This is a genomic window from Streptococcus mitis, assembly GCF_002096855.1.
Classification (GTDB): domain Bacteria; phylum Bacillota; class Bacilli; order Lactobacillales; family Streptococcaceae; genus Streptococcus; species Streptococcus mitis_Y.
Window position 1 is genome coordinate 117805 of record NZ_NCVH01000030.1, and the last position, 18908, is coordinate 136712.

Sequence of the window (18908 nt, forward strand, 5' to 3'; positions counted from 1 at the left end):
AAAGGAGGACAACAAATTGAAAATTTTTAAGGGAGAGTTTTATCGAATCTCTGTATTAACAGACAAGTTAGTAAGGTTAGAATACTCTCAAACTGGAAGTTTTGAGGATAGAACTACACAACTTATCTATAATAGAGATTTTGGCCAAGTTTCGTTAGATTATATCGAGACATCAAACGTACTAGATATTATGACGGACTATTTTCATCTGCACTTTAATAAAGGAGAATTTAACGCCGAAAATTTATTTATAGAATTAAAAGGAAATTTTGCTGTATATGGTAGTCGCTGGTATTTTGGTGAATCTATTGAAACGTTAAAAGGAACAGCTCGGACTCTGGATGAGGCAGATGGAGCAATCTCGTTAGAAGATGGAATTATTAGCCGAAATGGTATAGCCTTATTGGATGATTCTCAAGGATTTATTTGGGATGAACAGTCTGGTTATATTGAGAGAGAAAATCAAATTGACCTGTATTTCTTTGCCTATGGGCATGATTATAGAGGAGCAATCAGAGACTTTTACCATTTAACGGGCTCAACACCCTTATTGCCAAGATATGCTTTAGGAAATTGGTGGAGTAGGTATTGGCCTTATACGTCGGATGAATACTTGGATTTAATAGACAGATTTGAAACAGAGAAAATTCCATTATCTATCGGTGTTTTAGATATGGATTGGCACATAACTGACATTCCAGCACGTTTTGGAAGTGGCTGGACAGGATATAGTTGGAATAAAAACTTAATACCTAATCCAGAACAGTTATTGCAACAACTTCATGATAGGAAGCTAAAACTTTCCTTAAATGTCCATCCTGCTGATGGTATACGGGCTTATGAAGAAGCTTATCCTCAAGTCGCCAAACGATTGGGGTTAAATGTAGAACTAGAGGAACCTGCTATTTTTGATTTTTTTAATCCATCTTTTAGGGAAACCTACTTTAAAGATGTTCATTATGAGCTAGAAAAGCAGGGAGTAGATTTTTGGTGGATTGACTGGCAACAAGGGACACAAGGCATGTTGGATCCACTATGGCTTTTAAACCATTATCATTATCAGGATAGTTGTAAAAATGCAGAAGGTGGTTTGATTTTATCAAGATATGCAGGTCCTGGTAGTCATCGCTACCCTGTTGGTTTTTCAGGGGATACCATTATTAGTTGGAATTCCTTAAGATTTCAACCTTATTTTACAGCGACTGCATCTAATATCGGTTATAGTTGGTGGAGTCATGATATCGGTGGACACATGCTGGGGGGTTATGACGAAGAGCTACAAACTAGATGGCTACAGTTTGGTGTTTTTAGTCCGATTACTCGCTTACATAGTTCTAGAAGTCCTTTTAATAGTAAAGAACCTTGGTTTTTTTCAGACACAACATCTAAGATTATGAAGAAATACCTTCGTTTGAGACATCAGATGATTCCCTATCTATACACTATGAATGTAAAGACACACGAGGAAGGTGCCCCATTAATTAGCCCAATGTATTATTTCTACCCAGAGAATGATGAGAGCTATAATGTTCCAAATCAATACTTTTTTGGAACAGAACTGATGGTGGCTCCCATTGTAGAAAAGATGGATTTGGCATTCCAATCTGCAAAAGTGGATGTATGGTTCCCTGAAGGTGAATGGTATGACTTCTTTTCAGAGAAAAAATATACAGGTGGTGTGAAGTTGAGTGTTTATAGAGACATTTCGACTATGCCTGTGTTTGCAAAAAGTGGTGCAATCATTCCCTTGGTTGGTTCTGAGATAGATATGGGTGTTGATTTACCTGAAGTTGTAGATTGGTATGTATTCCCAGGCAAGCAACATTCTTTTGAAATGATTGAAGATCAAAATGGTCAAAGATATAAAACAAGATTATCAATCGATTGGGAAATAGGAATGGTAGAGTTAGCATTACAAGGAGATTCTAGTATCGTTCCAAGCAATAGAAAACATAGAATTCATTTTAAAAGAACGAATGTGTCTATAATTGAATTGCCAAATAAGAATGATACAGCTAGATTTGAATGGAAAGATAATAAAAGGCTATCCCTAAATGATGAAGTTTTTAGACTACTAAAGACGGCTTCTCTTCCATATGAATTAAAAGATAGATTATTAAATCAATTCATCAATGCGAAAAATTCTCATGAGTTAATGAATATCTTGCATCATCAGGATAAGGAATTGAGAGGGCGTTTGTTGGAAAAGATATTTACTAGCGAAAACTAATTGAGAAATTTCGTACACAATTTCTATTATTTAATGTGTAACAGTTTTACATCTCTATGCTTATTGGCTTGTATTGTAGTAACTACAAGTTTGGCATAGGGATTTTTGTTTACTGAAGAGGAAAGGATAAGTATGTTTCAAGGTTTGAAATATTTTTAAACTAAACAAGAGCAAATTTTTAAAGGAGATTTTTCAACGTAACTTCCACTTGTCTGACCGAAGTGGAAGTTAGTCTGAAATTTATGGTGGAATTAAGTATGAGACGTTAGATTTTTTCAGAAAATTTTCTAAAACAAACAGGATTTGTTTGACATTTGTTTGAAAATTCTGTAAAATGAATTATTATATCGTTAAAGGAGAATATATATGGAAAAACAGAAAACATTTTTTGGACATCCTATGGGCTTGTCCACCCTCTTCTTTACAGAAATGTGGGAACGCTTTTCTTACTATGGGATGCGAGCTATCCTACTTTACTATATGTACTATAGTGTGCAAGATGGTGGATTGGGAATGGATAAGACCACAGCTGCATCGGTTATGGCGATTTATGGCTCGCTGGTATTTTTGTCCTCGGTTATCGGTGGTTTTGTCAGTGACCGTATTTTAGGAAGTCGTAAGACTGTCTTTTACGGTGGGATTCTGATTATGCTAGGGCATATTGCTTTGGCAACACCTTTTGGACAAGTGGCTCTCTATCTTTCTATTGCCTTGATTATCTTTGGTACTGGATTTTTAAAACCCAATATCTCAGATATGGTGGGGGGAATTTATGAGAAAGAGGATGATAGACGGGATGCAGGTTTTAGTATCTTTGTCTTTGGTATTAACTTAGGTGCCTTCGTTGCCCCTTATCTAGTGGGTTATCTAGGTCAGGAAGTCAATTTCCATCTAGGTTTCTCATTAGCTGCTATTGGGATGTTCTTTGGTCTAGTGAAGTATGTTTTGGATGGGAAGAAATATCTGCCTGAATCAAGTCTTTACCCCACTGATCCACTTTCACAGAAGGACCAGCAGACCTTGATTAAACGCTTGCTGATTACACTTGTCGTAGTTATTCTCGTGGTTATAGGTTTAGTCTTTACTCACCAGTTTAATGTGGATATGATTGTTAATATCTTTACAGTGATTGCGGTAATCATTCCAATCTACTATTTCTTTAAGATTTTATCTAGTCAGAAAATAACTGCCACTGAGAGATTCCGAGTATTTGCCTACATTCCTCTATTTATCGCTGGAGTACTCTTCTGGTCTATTGAGGAACAGGGTTCTGTTGTTCTCGCTCTATTTGCGGATGATCAAACTCAACTTTACTTTAATGTATTTGGGAATCAGATTCATTTTCCATCTAGCTTTTTCCAAAGTATCAATCCCCTTTTCATTATGATTTATGTGCCGATTTTTGCGTGGTTGTGGGGGAAAATGGGTAAAAAGCAACCATCCTCTGCTAAGAAATTTGCTTACGGTTTATTTGCTGCAGGTTTATCCTTCTTGTGGATGATGTTACCAGGGATGCTCTTTGGGACAGATGTTAAGGTCAGTCCTCTCTGGTTGATTATGAGTTGGGCTATTGTGATTGTGGGGGAAATGTTGATTTCGCCTATTGGTCTATCAGTCACTACTAAGCTAGCACCAAAATCCTTCCAAGCACAAATGATGTCTATCTGGTTCTTGAGTAATGCTGCTGCCCAAGCTATCAATGCTCAAATTGTAAAATTTTATACAAGCGAAACTGAAGTCGCTTACTATGGAATTGTTGGAGGAATTACGATTGTATTCAGTATTATCTTATTCTTCTACGTTCCACGTATTGAAAAACTAATGTCTGGTATCAAATAGAGAAAAACTGGAATTTCTGTAGGGATTTTAAAAGTTAGATCAATTATTTATTCAAAGGATTTAGTTCTGTATTGTACAGGGCTAAGTCCTTTTAGTTTGATTAATACTCTTCGAAAATCAAATTCAAACCGCGTCAACGTCGCCTTGCCGTATGTGTAGGATACTGACTACGTCAGTTCCATCTACAACCTCAAAACAGTGTTTTGAGCAACCTGCGGCTAGTTTCCTAGTTTGCTCTTTGATTTTCATTGAGTATAAAATTCACGATGTTTCTGATATTCCTAGTAGACAATCGTCCACTTTTTTTATATAATAAAACTAAACCATATTGGTTGAGTTTTGAAAGTATGGATTCAAGCATCGATTAGTCTTTCTAAGGGAGATAATGTCCATTAAAGTATCATAATAGGAGGTGAAGTATGTATCAGCCAGAAAAATTAAAGGCTCGTAGAAAAGAGTTAAAACTAACACAGAAGGAAATTGCAGAGCAACTTGGGATTAGTTTTCAGGCTTACTCGGCTTGGGAACGTGGAGTCAAGGAACCGTCCAAGGAGAAGGTGTTCCAGCTAGAGAATATTTTAAAAGTACCAAAAGGATATTTTACTCAGATCGAAATTGTCCGTCTCTACCATAGCCTCTCCAAGCAAGGGCAGGAGAAGGTTGTTCTCTATGCTCGCAACCTATCTCAAGAGGAGCAAGCTCAGAAAGTGACAGCTATGCCAGAGCGTCTCTACGAGTACCGTGTTTATGAACGCATGTCAGCAGGGATTGGAGCTTCGGTCTACGATGATCGGAATTTTGATACGGTTTACTTTAATGAGGAGTTGGCTCATGATTTTGCGTCATGGGTGTCTGGGGACTCCATGGAACCTAAATACCAAAATGGCTCCGTGGCTCTGATTCGAGAGACAGGATTTGACTATGACGGGGCGGTTTATGCAGTGGTTTGCAACAACCAGACCTATATCAAGCGGGTCTATCGAGAGGAGAATGGATTGCGTCTGGTCTCTATCAATCCTAAATACAAGGATATTTTCATATCCTATGAGGAAGATCCTCGGATTGTGGGTATTATCGTTGGAAACTTTGTGCCGATGGAGGGATAGCCAATGGGCTACTTTGATTATTCCAGAGAGCCCAAAAGTGACATTGCCTTTATCGATATGAAGTCCTTTTATGCCAGTGTTGAGTGCGTGAAAAGAGGATTGCATCCGCTGAAAACCTCGCTTTGTGTCATGAGTCGCGCGGATAACTCAACTGGTCTTATCCTAGCCTCCTCTCCCCTGTTTAAGAAGATTTTTGGCAAGTCAAATGTTGGTCGGGCCTACGATCTGCCTTTTGATATCAAGACCCGCAAATTTTCCTATTATAATGCTCGAAAGCAAGGGCTATCGACTGACTCGGACTATGTTCGCTACATCGAAGATTGGGCTCAAGTGACCTTGATTGTACCACCCAGGATGGACGAGTACATTGCAGTCAATATGGAAATCCAGCGAATCTTTCAAAACTATGGCAGTCCAGATGATATTTATCCTTACTCTATCGATGAGGGCTTTATTGACCTGACTAGTTCGCTCAACTATTTCATCCCAGACAAGAGTCTCTCTCGCAAAAACAAGCTGGATATGCTTTCTGCCCGTATTCAGAGGGATATTTGGAGGCAGACAGGAATCTACTCTACAGTAGGTATGTCCAATGCCAATCCCTTACTGGCCAAGTTGGCTCTGGATAATGAAGCCAAGCACACTCCGACCATGAGGGCCAACTGGTCTTACCAGGATGTGGAAGAGAAGGTCTGGGCAATCCCTAAGATGACAGATTTTTGGGGGATTGGCAGGCGGATGGAGAAACGCTTGCATGCTCTGGGGATTTTTTCCATCAAGGAATTGGCAACCAGCAATCCCGACCAGCTAAAGAAAGCTCTGGGTCAGGCTGGTCTGCGTTTGTGGTTTCATGCCAACGGGATTGATGAGAGCAATGTTCATAAGCCCTATAAAGCCAAATCCAAGGGATTGGGGAATTCTCAAATCTTGCCGAGAGACTACGTGAAGCTACGGGATATTGAAATTATTCTTCGAGAAATGGCGGAGCAGGTGGCTATTAGATTGAGAAGGTCTGGCAAGAAAACAACCCTTGTCTCTATCTATGTCGGTTTCTCTAAACAGGAGGTCAGGTCGTCTATTCACACACAAATGAAGGTCGAACCGACCAATAATACAGCTGTCTTAACGAATTATGTTTTGAAGTTATTTCATAACAAATACACTTCTGGAGCGGTCAGAAGTGTCGGAGTTAACTATTCAGGCTTTGTAGACGAGTCCTTTGGTTTGATATCTCTCTTTGATGATGTTGACAAGTTAGAAAAAGAAGAAAGGCTCCAGACGGCCATTGACTCCATTCGGGAACAATTTGGTTTCACTTCCCTTTTAAGAGCCAATGCACTGGAAGAAGCCTCTAGGAGTCTTGCTAGAAGCAAGCTGATTGGAGGACATTCTGCTGGAGGATTAGATGGATTACAATGATTGATCGTTCTTATTTACCCTTTCAATCTGCGCGAAATTATCAAGATCCAGGTATGCAGAAGTGGATGGGGTTTTACCTTTCAGAACATACTAGTTCGCTTAGTGAAGAAAAAAATCGGGTTGTTTTTTCGACAAATTTGAACCCAATTGAGAAACTGAACTTGCTTTCTCAGCTTTATGTTGGCCAACTTAAGGGACGCTTTGTGGTTAAGGACAAGAGGCAGAAGGCGACTATCATCGGTGAGGTGAGGGAGTTATCACATCAGACTCTATCTATTAGGACAAACGAGGGATATAGGTTGATAGAGGTTGCAGATATCCTAGAAATTCGGCTGTGGGAGGAGGGAGTTTATGACTAGAAAAGAGCTGTATGAAAACAAACTGCAGATGGATTATTTTTCAGATGACTATATTCGTTTTGAAGAGGATTTTCAAAAATACTCTGCCATGAACGTACCCTTGACTTTCTTGATTGATGACATCCTACGAACCATGGCGATGAATCAGAAAAACTACTTTGTCTTAAACAAGGAAAATGCCAAGGATGGGCGGGAGCATAGCTTTTATTTTAGGGTGGTAACGGAAAAAGAGTGTTCAAGCAATAGAACCTATGTATATGCTGGGGTTAAAAATAGTGTCTAGTAGTGAATTGTCTGCTATGAATGTATCATTTTTACAACACTTCATGGTTCATATCATGGAGTGTTTTTCTATTTAAGTCAAAGCCCATCAAAAAATCTCACTATTCATTAGGCTAAAGGAAACCTAATCATAGTGAGATTGTAAATTATAGTAGGTTTTGTATCGCCTCTTCAATTTGTTTTGGGTCTGTTTTTGAAGAGAAGCGTTCAAAGACCTGACCATCACGACCGATGAGAAACTTAGCGAAATTCCATTCGACTCGTTTTCCCAGTGGGCCAGATTTTTGTTCTTTCAACCAAACATAGAGAGGATCTGCTTCCTTACCGTTGACCTTGATCTTGGCAAAACGTGGGAAGGTGGTTTGATAATGTAGGCTACAGAAGCTGTTGATTTCCTCTGCGCTGCCTGGTGCTTGTCCCATAAACTGATTGCAAGGGAAGTCTAAAATCTCAAAACCTTGTTCTTGATAGCGATCATAGAGTTCTTGAAGTCCTTGGTACTGGGGCGTTAAACCACATCCAGTAGCAGTGTTGACAACCAAGAGAACTTTCCCACGATAGGCATTTAGTGGGGTTTCTTGATGGTCTTGGTTTAAGACTGAAAAATCGTATAGTGTAGTCATTGATTGCTTTTCTCCTTCTGTTTGGTATTTTTAGGAGTTTTCTCCTCATGTAATGATAGAAATCCGTAGGTCAGGGTTCCGAAAATACTACCGATAATCAGGCCATACATCAGGAAAGGAACACTTTTATCGAATTGCATGAGCAACTTCCCAAAATCTGAAAAGGACATCTGCTGAACGAAGATTTTATGAAAGATGAGTAGGGTAAAGAGGCCAATCTGAAGACCGATAAACACAACCCAGCTTCGAAATTTGATTTGGGCTTTGCTGTAGGTTTTGAGGATGATTTCTGATTTGTCATCCTTTTCAAGATGAAGCTCTTGGACGGCTTTTTGAGCTTTTATACTCATGAACAAAATGAGTCCAAAATAGATGTAGGGCATAACATTTCGAACAATTTCTATAAAGCTTCCGAACAAAATATAGAATAGGAAGAGAATGAAGGAAGAGTAAAAGATTTGGATCATGGAACGGGCGCAAGCCTTGTAGATAACCTCTTGACGGCATTCATCAAAAGGCCCTTGGATATGAAAGAAATTTCGAAGTAAGCGAGTTGTTAAGTCTTCTTTTTTCATGGGTGATTTCTCCTAAATGAACGATGTTATTTTGTTTCTTTTACGAATTGATAGAGATAATAAAGATAAGTAATAGAAGAAAGAATGGCGATAGTTAGCAGTATATAATATTTCCAATTGCTTGAAGTGAGTGTCAGCTGTGGTAAGGATAGAAAAGATAGAATCATAAAGCATAGTGCTAGGTTGAGTATGCGCGTTTTTTGGGAATCTATCTTTAGATAAGTCAATCCTTTGTTGAGTGCTGGAACAAAGACTGGAAGGAGGACTATATCGTAGATTGGCAAGTTCCCTGAAACGATGATGAAGATGAGCAGTGAAGCAAACAAAAGATGATAGGTAAGTAAAGTTACTAGTGATTTCATAGGGCACCTCCTAATCCTCATCTTGATCTTTCTTAGCTTTTGCAATGCGACGGGAGATGAGGAATTGTATGCTTGCTCCGAAGAAGATAGAACCGAGAATGCTTGATACACCATTTCTTATAGTGAGAAGAGAATTAAAATAGTCCGGACTTTCACCCATGAGTATACTGAGAAGAGGAGTTATAAAAAACATCCATAGACCAAAGAACAAACCTGCTTTCAGACCTGGGTAATGTAGTTGCTTACTTTCTTTCTCACTCAGCATATCTGGATCAATAGCTGTAATCCCTGTTTTTTTCATTTGGTAGGTGAGATAGCTAGCAGCGATGAGGGCAATCACTAAAATCAGAGGAGGATAGATTAGAGCCACTTCTTGAGGGTATTTATAGGCCAGAAGGAGTGGAATAAGATTTCCGAAAATCATCAGATAAAAGAGGACGATAAAGACTTGGTTCCCAATACGATCGATCTCACGCCGTTTGTATTCGTCAAGGGGACCAGAAATGCCGTATGTGCGTTTGATGAGTTTTTCAGTGAAGGTTTCTTTTTTCATGAGTTGGCTCCTTTTTTAAAAATTATCCTCCCAAAAGAGACTGTTGAGGTCAGTTTGGAGGCTGCGGGCGAGATTGAGACAGAGTTCCAGGGTTGGATTGTACTTGTCGTTTTCAATCATATTGATGGTCTGTCTCGAGACACCGATATCCTTGGCGAGTTCGAGCTGGGAAATACCCAGTTTTTTGCGAAATTCTTTCACACGATTCATCTGTTCTCCTTTCCGAGTTATGTCGTATATATTTGACTATATTATATTCTTCTATGAAATAGATGTCAAGCATATTTGACATATTCTTAAAGAAATCTTACTTTTTTTGACCTATTTGTCTGACTAGTGCAAGCTAGTCGGATTTATGGTAAAATAGATAAGATATGACAAAAGAATTTCATCATGTAACGGTCTTACTCCACGAAACGATTGATATGCTCGACGTAAAGCCTGACGGTATCTACGTTGATGCGACTTTAGGTGGAGCGGGCCATAGCGAATATTTATTAAGTAAATTAAGTGAAAAAGGCCATCTCTATGCCTTTGACCAGGACCAGAATGCCATTAACAATGCGCAAAAACGCTTGGCTTCCTACATTGAGAAGGGGATGGTGACTTTTATAAAGGATAACTTCCGTCATTTACAGGCACGTTTGCGCGAAGCTGGTGTTCAGGAAATTGATGGAATTTGTTATGACTTGGGAGTGTCTAGTCCTCAATTGGACCAGCGTGAGCGTGGTTTTTCTTATAAAAAGGATGCGCCACTGGACATGCGCATGAATCAGGATGCTAGTCTGACAGCTTATGAAGTGGTGAACCATTATGACTATCATGACTTGGTTCGTATTTTCTTCAAATATGGCGAGGACAAATTCTCTAAACAGATTGCGCGTAAGATTGAACAAGCACGTGAAGTCAAGCCAATCGAGACAACGACTGAGTTGGCAGAGATTATCAAGTCGGCTAAACCTGCCAAGGAGCTCAAGAAGAAGGGCCATCCTGCCAAGCAGATTTTCCAGGCTATTCGAATTGAAGTCAATGATGAACTGGGAGCGGCAGATGAATCCATTCAGCAGGCTATGGAGATGTTGGCTCTAGATGGTAGAATTTCAGTGATTACCTTTCATTCCTTGGAAGACCGCTTGACCAAGCAATTGTTCAAGGAAGCTTCAACAGTGGAAGTTCCCAAAGGTTTGCCTTTCATCCCAGATGATCTCAAGCCCAAGATGGAATTGGTATCCCGTAAGCCAATCTTGCCAAGTGCAGAAGAATTAGAAGCCAATAACCGCTCGCACTCAGCTAAGTTGCGCGTGGCCAGAAAAATTCACAAGTAAGAGGAAAAAATGGTAGATAAGAAAGAAACAACCAGTCAATTCTTGCAGAATCGTATAAAAAAATTCTCACGTGTGGAGAAGGCTTTTTATCTTTCCATCGCTTTTACGGCTCTTGTTTTAGCAGTGAGCATTATCTTTATGCAGACACGGCTCTTGCAAGTGCAAAGTGATTTGACAAAAATCAATGCGCAGATAGAGGAAAAGAAGACAGAGCTCGATGATGCTAAGCAGGAAGTGAATGAATTGATTCGTTCAGAGCGTTTGAAAGAGATTGCAGATAAAAAAGATTTGAAATTGAATAATGAAAATATCCGAACAGCGGAGTAAGATATGAAATGGACAGAAAAAATAACCCGATTTGCGATAAAAAATCGTAAATCTCCAGCAAAAAACCGTAGGATAGTTGGTAAGTACCTCAGCTTTGTGGCGGTTGCCCTTTTTGGCATCTTTTTGGCCAATTTTGCGTATATTATCGCGAAAGGTAATATATTTGGTACTGACTTGGTAAAAGAAGCTAAAAAGGTTCACCAAACAACCCGTACAGTTCCTGCCAAACGTGGAACTATCTATGACCGAAATGGAGTGCCTATCGCAGAAGATGCGACCTCTTATAATGTCTATGCTGTTATTGATAAAAAATACAAGTCAGCAACGGGGAAAATTCTTTATGTAGAGGATTCGCAGTTTAATAAGGTAGCTGAAGTTTTCCATAAGTATTTGGATATGGATGAAGCCTATGTAAAAGAACAACTGGCTCAACCAAATCTGACCCAGGTTTCCTTTGGTGCCAAAGGAAATGGGATTACCTATGCCAATATGATGGCCATTAAAAAAGATTTAAAAGATGCTAGTGTGGAAGGAATTGACTTTACAACGAGCCCTAACAGAAGCTATCCAAATGGACAATTTGCTTCTAGCTTTATTGGCTTAGCCCAACTTCATGAAAATGAGGATGGTAGTAAGAGTTTGTTAGGGACTTCTGGTTTGGAGAGTTCTTTAAATACCATTCTTGCTGGGACAGACGGTATTATTACCTATGAAAAAGACCGTGTAGGAAATATCGTACCAGGTACAGAACTGGTATCGCAACAAACTGTGGATGGCAAGGATGTTTATACAACATTGTCTAGTCCGCTCCAATCTTTCATGGAAACTCAGATGGATGCCTTTCTAGAAAAAGTAAAAGGTAAGTATATGACCGCGACCTTGGTCAGTGCAAAGACCGGTGAAATTCTCGCTACCACCCAACGACCTACCTTTAATGCAGATACTAAAGAAGGAATCACTGAGGACTTTGTTTGGCGTGACATTCTTTATCAAAGTAACTATGAACCAGGATCAGCCATGAAGGTTATGACGTTAGCTTCTTCTATTGATAATAATACCTTCCCAAGTGGAGAATACTTCAATAGCAGTGAATTAAAAATAGCGGATGCGACGATTCGAGATTGGGATGTTAATGATGGTTTGACTACTGGTGGGATGATGACTTTCTCACAAGGTTTCGCTCACTCCAGTAATGTTGGAATGAGTCTACTTGAACAAAAAATGGGAGATGCTACTTGGTTGGATTATCTAAACCGCTTTAAGTTTGGAGTGCCGACGCGTTTTGGTCTGACTGATGAGTACACAGGTCAATTGCCTGCAGATAATATTGTCAATATTGCCATGAGTGCATTTGGTCAGGGGATTTCTGTAACGCAGACCCAGATGCTACGTGCCTTTACTGCCATTGCCAATGATGGCGTCATGCTAGAGCCTAAATTTATTACGGCCTTGTATGATCCAAATGATCAAACCGTTCGTAGATCTCAAAAAGAAATTGTAGGGAATCCCGTTTCGAAAGATGCGGCTGGCCAAACTCGGACTCACATGGTCTTGGTAGGAACGGATCCTAGATATGGAACTATGTATAATCATAGTACAGGAAAAGCAACTGTCAATGTTCCAGGTCAAAATGTAGCCCTCAAGTCTGGTACAGCCCAAATCGCTGACGAGAAAAATGGAGGCTACTTGGTTGGTTCTACCAACTACATTTTCTCGGTTGTGGCTATGAACCCTGCTGAAAATCCTGATTTTATCTTGTATGTAACGGTTCAACAACCTGAACATTATTCAGGTATCCAGTTGGGGGAATTTGCCAACCCAATCTTGGAGCGGGCTTCAGCTATGAAAGAATCTCTCAATCTTCAATCTCCAGCCAAGAATTTAGATAAAGTGACGACAGAATCTTCTTATGCAATGCCTAGCATCAAGGATATTTCACCTGGTGAGTTGGCGGAAGCCTTACGCCGAAATATTGTGCAACCAATCGTTGTAGGTACTGGAACAAAGATTAAAGAGACTTCTGTAGAAGAAGGGACCAATCTTGCACCAAACCAACAAGTTCTCCTTTTATCGGATAAGGTAGAAGAAATTCCAGACATGTATGGCTGGAAAAAAGAGACTGCTGAAACCTTTGCTAAATGGTTGGATATTGAGCTGGAATTTGAAGGGTCAGGTTCTGTTGTACAGAAGCAAGATGTTCGGACTAATACAGCGATCAAAAACATTAAAAAAATTAAATTAACTTTAGGAGACTAATATGTTTATTTCCATCAGTGCTGGAATTGTGACATTTTTACTAACTTTAGTAGGAATTCCGGCCTTTATCCAATTTTATAGAAAGGCGCAAATTACAGGCCAGCAGATGCATGAGGATGTCAAACAGCACCAGGCAAAAGCTGGGACTCCTACAATGGGAGGTTTGGTTTTCTTAATTGCTTCTGTTTTAGTTGCTTTCTTTTTCGCCCTATTTAGTAATCAACTCAGCAATAATGTTGGTATGATTTTATTTATCTTGGTTCTTTATGGTTTAATCGGATTTTTAGATGACTTCCTCAAGGTTTTCCGCAAGATCAATGAGGGCCTTAATCCCAAGCAGAAATTGGCTCTTCAGCTTCTAGGTGGTGTCATTTTTTACCTTTTCTATGAGCGCGGTGGCGATATGCTTTCAGTCTTTGGTTACCAAGTGCATCTAGGGATTTTCTATATTGTCTTCGCCCTTTTCTGGCTAGTTGGTTTTTCAAACGCAGTCAACTTGACAGACGGAATTGATGGTCTGGCTAGTATTTCAGTCGTGATTAGTTTGTCTGCATATGGAGTTATTGCCTATGTGCAAGGTCAGATGGATATTCTTCTGGTGATTCTAGCCATGATTGGTGGCTTGCTCGGCTTCTTCGTCTTTAATCATAAGCCTGCCAAGGTCTTTATGGGGGATGTGGGAAGTTTGGCTCTCGGTGGAATGTTGGCAGCTATCTCTATGGCTCTCCACCAAGAATGGACTCTCTTGATTATCGGAATTATTTATGTCTTTGAAACAACTTCAGTCATGATGCAAGTCGGCTATTTCAAACTGACTGGTGGTAAACGTATTTTCCGTATGACACCTGTCCATCACCATTTTGAGCTTGGAGGATTGTCTGGTAAAGGAAATCCTTGGAGCGAGTGGAAGGTCGACTTCTTCTTTTGGGGAGTGGGACTTCTAGCAAGTCTCCTGACCCTAGCAATTTTGTATTTGATGTAAGAATAGCACCCTGATATTTCAGGGTGTTTTTGCATTCTAAAAAATATTGGTCAATTAAAGTCAAATCTCTTGACCTTTTCTGACTAATGTAGTATATTATGAACGTAAGGTAAATGAAAGCCTTACTAGAACACTTATTTAAAGTAAAATAGAAAGAGGTGGGGTCTATGTTTAATCTACAAATCTTCAGAAGTAAAGATAGTCTACTCCTGCTTGAAAAAGAAAAACCAGAAATAGTACGTAGAGTAGCGATTTAGCTAGTCTAAATTTTTTAAAATAAAGGTCAAAGATAGTCAATATCAGTAATAATAAATAACAAAAAGAGGTAAAGAATATGAACAACAACTTTAATAATTTTAACAACATGGATGATTTATTTAACCAATTGATGGGTGGTATGCGAGGATACAGTTCTGAAAATCGCCGTTACTTAATTAATGGACGCGAAGTCACACCTGAGGAATTTGCTCACTATCGTGCAACTGGTCAATTACCAGGAAATGCAGAATCTGATGGACAAATGCCACAACATACGTCAGGTATGAAACAAGATGGTGTCCTTGCAAAACTAGGTCGTAACTTGACATCAGAAGCACGTGAAGGTAAGTTAGATCCGGTTATTGGACGTAATAAAGAAATCCAAGAAACTTCTGAAATTCTTTCTCGTCGCACAAAGAATAATCCAGTTCTCGTCGGTGATGCTGGTGTTGGTAAAACTGCAGTAGTAGAAGGATTGGCCCAAGCTATCGTGAACGGTGACGTTCCTGCAGCAATCAAGAACAAAGAGATCATTTCTATTGATATTTCTGGACTTGAAGCTGGTACTCAATACCGTGGTAGCTTTGAAGAAAACATTCAAAACTTGGTAAACGAAGTCAAAGAAGCTGGAAATATTATCCTTTTCTTCGACGAAATTCACCAAATTCTTGGGGCTGGTAGCACAGGTGATGGTCAAGGGTCTAAAGGTCTTGCTGATATCTTGAAACCAGCTCTTTCACGTGGAGAATTGACAGTGATTGGGGCAACGACTCAAGATGAATACCGTAATACTATCTTGAAAAATGCAGCCCTTGCTCGTCGTTTCAACGAAGTCAAGGTTAATGCTCCTTCTGCAGAGGATACATATAAAATCCTTCAAGGAATTCGTGACCTCTATCAACAACACCATAATGTCATCTTGCCAGACGAGGTCTTGAAAGCAGCGGTGGATTACTCTGTTCAGTATATTCCTCAACGTAGCTTGCCAGATAAGGCTATCGACCTTGTCGATGTAACGGCGGCTCACTTGGCAGCTCAGCATCCAGTAACAGATGTTCATGCTGTTGAACGTGAAATTGAGGCAGAAAAAGACAAGCAAGAAAAAGCAGTTGAAGCAGAAGATTTTGAAGCAGCTCTGAACTATAAAACACGCATTGCAGAATTGGAAAAGAAAATCGAAAACCATACAGAAGATATGAAAGTGACTGCAAGTGTCAACGATGTGGCTGAATCTGTAGAACGAATGACGGGTATCCCAGTATCACAAATGGGAGCATCAGACATCGAACGTTTGAAAGATATGGCTCATCGTCTGCAAGATAAGGTAATCGGCCAAGACAAGGCGGTAGAAGCTGTAGCTCGCGCTATCCGTCGTAACCGTGCTGGTTTTGATGAAGGCAATCGCCCAATCGGTAGTTTCCTCTTTGTAGGACCTACTGGGGTTGGTAAGACGGAGCTTGCTAAGCAATTGGCGCTCGATATGTTTGGAACCAAGGATGCGATCATCCGTTTGGACATGTCAGAATACAGCGACCGCACAGCCGTATCTAAATTGATTGGTACAACTGCAGGTTATGTTGGTTACGATGACAATAGCAATACCTTAACAGAACGTGTTCGTCGCAATCCATACTCAATCGTACTTTTGGATGAGATTGAAAAGGCTGACCCTCAAGTCATCACCCTTCTCCTCCAAGTTTTGGACGATGGTCGTTTGACAGATGGTCAAGGTAACACTGTCAACTTCAAGAATACGGTGATTATCGCAACTTCAAACGCAGGCTTTGGTTACGAAGCTAACTTGACAGAAGATGCGGATAAACCAGAATTGATGGATCGTTTGAAACCTTACTTCCGTCCAGAATTCCTTAACCGTTTCAATGCTGTCATCGAATTCTCACACTTGAGCAAAGAAGATCTTTCTAAGATTGTAGACCTTATGTTGGTTGAAGTTAACAAGACGCTTTCTAAGAAAGACATTGACTTGGCAGTGAGCGAAGCTGCTAAAGAATACATGACTGAGGAAGGCTACGATGAAGTCATGGGTGTTCGTCCACTCCGTCGTGTGGTTGAACAACAAATCCGTGACAAAGTCACAGACTTCCACTTGGATAACCTTGATGCTAAACACCTAGAAGCTGACATGGAAGATGGTGTTTTGGTCATTCGTGAAAAAGCCTAAGACAAAATTTTGAGCATAAAAAAGAAGGAGCCAGCTGAAAAACTGGTTCCTTTTTTGTGTTTAGATGACATGACGTTCAAAGGCATCGTCAGAGATTCCTTGTTCCAAGATGAGTTTTGCCCATTCTTTAGCAGAAAAGAGGCTGTGGTCCTTGTAGTTACCGCAAGATTCGATGGTTGTTCCAGGAACCTCTTCCCAAGTAGTAGTCTCAGCGATTTCCTTGAGCGAATCCTTGATGACGGCCGCGATTTCAGCACTGGTGTGGCGCCCCCACATAATCATATGGAAGCCTGTACGGCAACCAAATGGTGAACAGTCAATCATGCCGTCAATGCGAGTACGGATGAGCTTGGCCAAGAGGTGCTCAATAGTGTGAAGGCCAGCGGTAGGGATAGAGTCTTCGTTTGGTTGCACTAAACGAATATCATAATTGGAGATGATATCTCCCTTTGGTCCTGTTTCTTCCCCAATCAAGCGAACATAGGGTGCTTTAACAATGGTGTGGTCAAGTTCAAAACTTTCAACAATAACTTCTTTTGACATGGTAAATCCTTTCAGTTTTCTTCTTTCATTATAACATAAAGCCGGCTCTTGAGTCAGAGAGAAAACCTCTCCGAGGCTGGAGAGGTTGAAATCTTTATTTACGATACAAGCGGTCGTATTGGTAGTAAGGGTCAAAGGTTACGTTGATACCTAGTTTACGAAGGACATTCTTGTCTTCATCTGTTAAGATGATGGTTGAGTGGGCCTCGCTTCCTTTGAGGTTGCCAAGTTCTTCCATAGCGCGAGCAGCATCAGGATTTTCTGTAGCTGTGATAGCAAGTGCAATCAGGATTTCATTTGAATGAAGGCGTGGATTGCGGCTACCGAGATGATCGATTTTAAGACCTTGGATTGGCTTAACAACTTCAGGTTCGATTAGTTTTACTTCTTTAGCGATGTCAGCTGATTTCTTGATAGCGTTGATAAGAGCAGCGGCTGTAGGGCCAAAGAGTTCTGAGTTCTTACCAGTGACAATTTCCCCAGTTGGCAATTCAAGGGCTAGGGCAGGGCCGCCAGTTTCTTCTGCCTTTTGACGGGCAACGACAGCAACCTTACGGTCTGCAGGTGTGATACCAAGGTCGTTCATAAGCAACTCGATTTTCTTGACAGCAGATTCGCCAACTTTTTCGGCTTTAAAATCAAGAACAGTTTGATAGTAGCGACGGATGATTTCTTGTTTAGAAGCTTCGACAGCAGCTTCATCATCTGTAATAGCGAAACCAACCATGTTGACACCCATATCTGTCGGAGAAGCGTATGGAGACTCTCCTAGGATACGTTCCAACATGCGCTTGAGCACTGGGAAAATTTCGATATCACGGTTATAGTTGACAGTGGTTTCTTCGTAGGTTTGGAGATGGAAGGGGTCAATCATGTTGACATCATCAAGGTCAGCTGTGGCAGCCTCGTAGGCCAAATTAACTGGATGATGAAGGGGAAGATTCCAGACTGGGAAGGTTTCAAATTTAGCGTAACCAGACTTGATACCATTGATTTGGTCGTGATACATATTGGACATACAAGTTGCTAATTTTCCAGAACCAGGTCCAGGAGCGGTTACGACAATCAAGTTGCGACTGGTTTTGATGTAGTCATTTTTTCCCATGCCTTCTGGAGAAATGATGTGATCCATATCCGTCGGATATCCTTTGATTGGATAATGAAGATAAGAATCAATTCCGTTTTTTTCCAGTTGGTTGCGGAAGGCATCTGCAGCTGGTTGGCCAGCGTACTGTGTGATGACCACTGAGCCAACAAAAATTCCCAATTCATTGAATTTATCAATCAAGCGAAGAACTTCTTGGTCATAAGAAATTCCCAAGTCACCACGTGCCTTGGAATGTTCGATGTTGCTAGCGTTAATGGCAATTACAACCTCGACTTGCTCTTTCAATTCTTGCAAGAGCTTGATTTTGTTGTCAGGCTCATAACCAGGAAGGACACGAGCAGCGTGGAAATCTTCTAACATTTTGCCACCAAACTCCAAGTAGAGCTTGCCGTCAAATTGGTTAATGCGCTCCAAAATGTGGTCGCGCTGTAGATTCAAATATTGTTCAGAACTAAAAGCTTGTTTTTTCATTTTTTTACCTCTGACCCCTATTATAATAAAAAATTGGAAGTTAGGAAACTATGGAGTTAAAAAAGGAATCAAAAAGATTAGGCAAACGCTTGCATAAAATTTTAAAAA

General features: G+C 40.2%; 18 protein-coding genes. 11 read left to right on the forward strand and 7 right to left on the reverse strand.

Features of this window, described 5'->3' with window-relative positions; translation table 11 throughout:
- Positions 1-16 precede the first annotated feature (16 nt).
- The 6 genes from B7698_RS04630 to B7698_RS04660 all read left to right on the forward strand — a co-directional run bounded on the left by B7698_RS04630 (position 17) and on the right by B7698_RS04660 (position 7236).
- Positions 17-2230: a glycoside hydrolase family 31 protein gene (locus B7698_RS04630; RefSeq protein WP_084864790.1), complete on the forward strand. Its 2214-nt coding sequence runs from the start codon at positions 17-19 to the stop codon at positions 2228-2230.
- A gap of 429 nt (positions 2231-2659) precedes the next feature.
- Complete coding sequence (locus tag B7698_RS04635) at positions 2660-4069, forward strand: peptide MFS transporter (RefSeq protein ID WP_419991888.1); 1410 nt, start codon at positions 2660-2662, stop codon at positions 4067-4069.
- A gap of 419 nt (positions 4070-4488) precedes the next feature.
- Positions 4489-5175: an XRE family transcriptional regulator gene (locus B7698_RS04645; protein WP_084864791.1), complete on the forward strand. Its 687-nt coding sequence runs from the start codon at positions 4489-4491 to the stop codon at positions 5173-5175.
- A gap of 3 nt (positions 5176-5178) precedes the next feature.
- Entirely contained in the window at positions 5179-6594 is a 1416-nt protein-coding gene (locus B7698_RS04650) for a Y-family DNA polymerase (protein WP_084864792.1), read from the forward strand.
- Positions 6591-6953, forward strand: a complete 363-nt coding sequence (locus B7698_RS04655; protein WP_084864793.1) for a hypothetical protein — start codon at positions 6591-6593, stop codon at positions 6951-6953. Before B7698_RS04650 ends, B7698_RS04655 begins: the two co-directional genes overlap by 4 nt.
- Positions 6946-7236: a DUF5960 family protein gene (locus B7698_RS04660; RefSeq protein WP_084864794.1), complete on the forward strand. Its 291-nt coding sequence runs from the start codon at positions 6946-6948 to the stop codon at positions 7234-7236. The genes B7698_RS04655 and B7698_RS04660 overlap by 8 nt, the downstream gene beginning before the upstream one ends.
- A 145-nt stretch (positions 7237-7381) precedes the next feature.
- Here B7698_RS04660 and B7698_RS04665 read toward each other — a convergent pair whose 3' ends face one another.
- Genes B7698_RS04665 through B7698_RS04685 form a run of 5 tightly spaced genes read right to left on the reverse strand, consistent with a single transcriptional unit; the run spans position 7382 to position 9558 of the window.
- Complete coding sequence (locus B7698_RS04665; RefSeq protein WP_084864795.1) at positions 7382-7858, reverse strand: glutathione peroxidase; 477 nt, start codon at positions 7856-7858, stop codon at positions 7382-7384.
- On the reverse strand, positions 7855-8433 hold the full coding sequence (locus tag B7698_RS04670) for a DUF3278 domain-containing protein (protein WP_084864796.1): 579 nt from the start codon (positions 8431-8433) through the stop codon (positions 7855-7857). The genes B7698_RS04665 and B7698_RS04670 overlap by 4 nt, the downstream gene beginning before the upstream one ends.
- A 26-nt stretch (positions 8434-8459) precedes the next feature.
- Complete coding sequence (locus tag B7698_RS04675) at positions 8460-8795, reverse strand: hypothetical protein (RefSeq protein ID WP_084864797.1); 336 nt, start codon at positions 8793-8795, stop codon at positions 8460-8462.
- A gap of 10 nt (positions 8796-8805) precedes the next feature.
- On the reverse strand, positions 8806-9348 hold the full coding sequence (locus B7698_RS04680) for a DUF3278 domain-containing protein (protein WP_084864798.1): 543 nt from the start codon (positions 9346-9348) through the stop codon (positions 8806-8808).
- A gap of 15 nt (positions 9349-9363) precedes the next feature.
- Positions 9364-9558: a helix-turn-helix transcriptional regulator gene (locus tag B7698_RS04685; RefSeq protein WP_084864799.1), complete on the reverse strand. Its 195-nt coding sequence runs from the start codon at positions 9556-9558 to the stop codon at positions 9364-9366.
- A 164-nt stretch (positions 9559-9722) separates the two neighbouring features.
- On the opposite strand from B7698_RS04685, the gene rsmH reads away from it, so the two are divergent.
- The 5 genes from rsmH to B7698_RS04710 all read left to right on the forward strand — a co-directional run bounded on the left by rsmH (position 9723) and on the right by B7698_RS04710 (position 16678).
- Complete coding sequence (gene rsmH / locus B7698_RS04690) at positions 9723-10673, forward strand: 16S rRNA (cytosine(1402)-N(4))-methyltransferase RsmH (RefSeq protein ID WP_000159429.1); 951 nt, start codon at positions 9723-9725, stop codon at positions 10671-10673.
- 9 nt (positions 10674-10682) lie between these two features.
- Positions 10683-11000 carry a cell division protein FtsL gene (ftsL, locus tag B7698_RS04695; RefSeq protein WP_000227824.1) on the forward strand — a complete coding sequence of 106 codons (318 nt, stop codon included), beginning with the start codon at positions 10683-10685 and terminating at the stop codon, positions 10998-11000.
- Positions 11001-11003: 3 nt separating this feature from the next.
- The gene (gene pbp2x / locus B7698_RS04700; protein WP_084864800.1) at positions 11004-13256 is read left to right on the forward strand and encodes a penicillin-binding protein PBP2X; all 2253 of its coding nucleotides are present in this window, start codon (positions 11004-11006) and stop codon (positions 13254-13256) included.
- A 1-nt stretch (position 13257) separates the two neighbouring features.
- A complete protein-coding gene (gene mraY, locus B7698_RS04705; protein ID WP_084864801.1) occupies positions 13258-14238 on the forward strand; it encodes a phospho-N-acetylmuramoyl-pentapeptide-transferase in 981 nt (326 codons plus the stop codon).
- 334 nt (positions 14239-14572) lie between these two features.
- Positions 14573-16678, forward strand: a complete 2106-nt coding sequence (locus B7698_RS04710; protein WP_084864802.1) for an ATP-dependent Clp protease ATP-binding subunit — start codon at positions 14573-14575, stop codon at positions 16676-16678.
- Positions 16679-16738: 60 nt separating this feature from the next.
- Here the strand turns inward: B7698_RS04710 and B7698_RS04715 are convergent, their stop codons facing one another.
- Both B7698_RS04715 and B7698_RS04720 read right to left on the reverse strand, forming a co-directional pair.
- A complete protein-coding gene (locus B7698_RS04715; protein WP_000032548.1) occupies positions 16739-17221 on the reverse strand; it encodes an S-ribosylhomocysteine lyase in 483 nt (160 codons plus the stop codon).
- 94 nt (positions 17222-17315) lie between these two features.
- A complete protein-coding gene (locus tag B7698_RS04720) occupies positions 17316-18800 on the reverse strand; it encodes a DUF1846 domain-containing protein (protein ID WP_023946637.1) in 1485 nt (494 codons plus the stop codon).
- Positions 18801-18908 lie beyond the last annotated feature (108 nt).

What these genes read in the sequence shown, in the direction of transcription:
- B7698_RS04650 (WP_084864792.1), top strand. Translation starts at nt 5,179, where the DNA reads ATGGGCTACTTTGATTATTCCAGAGAGCCCAAAAGTGACATTGCCTTT.
- B7698_RS04670 (WP_084864796.1), bottom strand. Translation starts at nt 8,433, where the DNA reads ATGAAAAAAGAAGACTTAACAACTCGCTTACTTCGAAATTTCTTTCAT.
- ftsL (WP_000227824.1), top strand. Translation starts at nt 10,683, where the DNA reads ATGGTAGATAAGAAAGAAACAACCAGTCAATTCTTGCAGAATCGTATA.
- B7698_RS04720 (WP_023946637.1), bottom strand. Translation starts at nt 18,800, where the DNA reads ATGAAAAAACAAGCTTTTAGTTCTGAACAATATTTGAATCTACAGCGC.
- mraY (WP_084864801.1), top strand. Translation starts at nt 13,258, where the DNA reads ATGTTTATTTCCATCAGTGCTGGAATTGTGACATTTTTACTAACTTTA.
- B7698_RS04680 (WP_084864798.1), bottom strand. Translation starts at nt 9,348, where the DNA reads ATGAAAAAAGAAACCTTCACTGAAAAACTCATCAAACGCACATACGGC.
- rsmH (WP_000159429.1), top strand. Translation starts at nt 9,723, where the DNA reads ATGACAAAAGAATTTCATCATGTAACGGTCTTACTCCACGAAACGATT.
- B7698_RS04685 (WP_084864799.1), bottom strand. Translation starts at nt 9,558, where the DNA reads ATGAATCGTGTGAAAGAATTTCGCAAAAAACTGGGTATTTCCCAGCTC.
- B7698_RS04665 (WP_084864795.1), bottom strand. Translation starts at nt 7,858, where the DNA reads ATGACTACACTATACGATTTTTCAGTCTTAAACCAAGACCATCAAGAA.
- B7698_RS04655 (WP_084864793.1), top strand. Translation starts at nt 6,591, where the DNA reads ATGATTGATCGTTCTTATTTACCCTTTCAATCTGCGCGAAATTATCAA.
- B7698_RS04645 (WP_084864791.1), top strand. Translation starts at nt 4,489, where the DNA reads ATGTATCAGCCAGAAAAATTAAAGGCTCGTAGAAAAGAGTTAAAACTA.
- B7698_RS04715 (WP_000032548.1), bottom strand. Translation starts at nt 17,221, where the DNA reads ATGTCAAAAGAAGTTATTGTTGAAAGTTTTGAACTTGACCACACCATT.
- B7698_RS04675 (WP_084864797.1), bottom strand. Translation starts at nt 8,795, where the DNA reads ATGAAATCACTAGTAACTTTACTTACCTATCATCTTTTGTTTGCTTCA.
- B7698_RS04635 (WP_419991888.1), top strand. Translation starts at nt 2,660, where the DNA reads ATGTGGGAACGCTTTTCTTACTATGGGATGCGAGCTATCCTACTTTAC.
- B7698_RS04660 (WP_084864794.1), top strand. Translation starts at nt 6,946, where the DNA reads ATGACTAGAAAAGAGCTGTATGAAAACAAACTGCAGATGGATTATTTT.
- B7698_RS04710 (WP_084864802.1), top strand. Translation starts at nt 14,573, where the DNA reads ATGAACAACAACTTTAATAATTTTAACAACATGGATGATTTATTTAAC.
- pbp2x (WP_084864800.1), top strand. Translation starts at nt 11,004, where the DNA reads ATGAAATGGACAGAAAAAATAACCCGATTTGCGATAAAAAATCGTAAA.